This window comes from Bacteroides sp. 1_1_14 (assembly GCF_000162515.1).
GTDB lineage: Bacteria > Bacteroidota > Bacteroidia > Bacteroidales > Bacteroidaceae > Bacteroides > Bacteroides thetaiotaomicron.
Map to the genome: position 1 here is coordinate 1 of NZ_GG774755.1, position 668 is coordinate 668.

2 protein-coding genes are annotated in these 668 nt (G+C 43.4%); one reads left to right on the top strand and one right to left on the bottom strand.

The genetic code is table 11. The features are described 5' to 3' along the window. Window positions 1–111: DUF4248 domain-containing protein (locus HMPREF9007_RS00025; protein WP_008763933.1), on the bottom strand; the 111-nt coding region annotated here is incomplete at its 3' end. Between the two features lie 219 nt (window positions 112–330). On the opposite strand from HMPREF9007_RS00025, the gene HMPREF9007_RS00020 reads away from it, so the two are divergent. Beyond that, window positions 331–668, top strand: a 338-nt coding sequence (locus tag HMPREF9007_RS00020) for a hypothetical protein (protein ID WP_008763934.1), incomplete at its 3' end; no start/stop codon positions are given.

Below are 668 nucleotides of genomic sequence, written 5' to 3' on the forward strand. Positions count from 1 at the left end.
GCGGACAATCCATTTATTCATTTTGCGGTAAGCGGCAATGCCGGTAAGTTCGGGAGAATAAAGCTGTGCCAGTTCCATGCGACCATAAGCACGTATTTTGAATTCTATCATGACAAATAAGTTTCTGTTTTACTGTCACAAAAGTAACAAAATATATTCACATTACCTACGTTTTATCAGGGAATAACAGACTATAACCGACAACAATTGCACATTACCGACTGTCACTGTACACAACCGATTCTTCCGAGTTACAGCATACTATCTTTGTGTCATCGAAAGGGAGAAATCCTCACGAAAGTATGTTTAACTCTTTAAAATTATTATTTTATGATTCGTTACAAAATTTATCAGAACCAACAGAAGAAAGGCTTGAATGCCGGCAAATGGTTCGCCCGGGCGGTAAGCGACGAGACATTCGACCTTGCCAAACTTGCCGAACACATGTCGAAACACAATTCACCGTATTCCAGTGGGGTGATCAAAGGCGTGCTCACTGATATGGTGGACTGCATCAAGGAACTGCTGCTCGACGGCAAAAGTGTGAAAATTGATGATCTAGCCATCTTCGGTGTAGGAATCCGCAGCAAGGCTGCCGAAACGCTGGAAGAGTTCTCGCTGGAGAAGAACATCACAGGTATGCGGCTCAAAGCACGTGCCACAGGAAA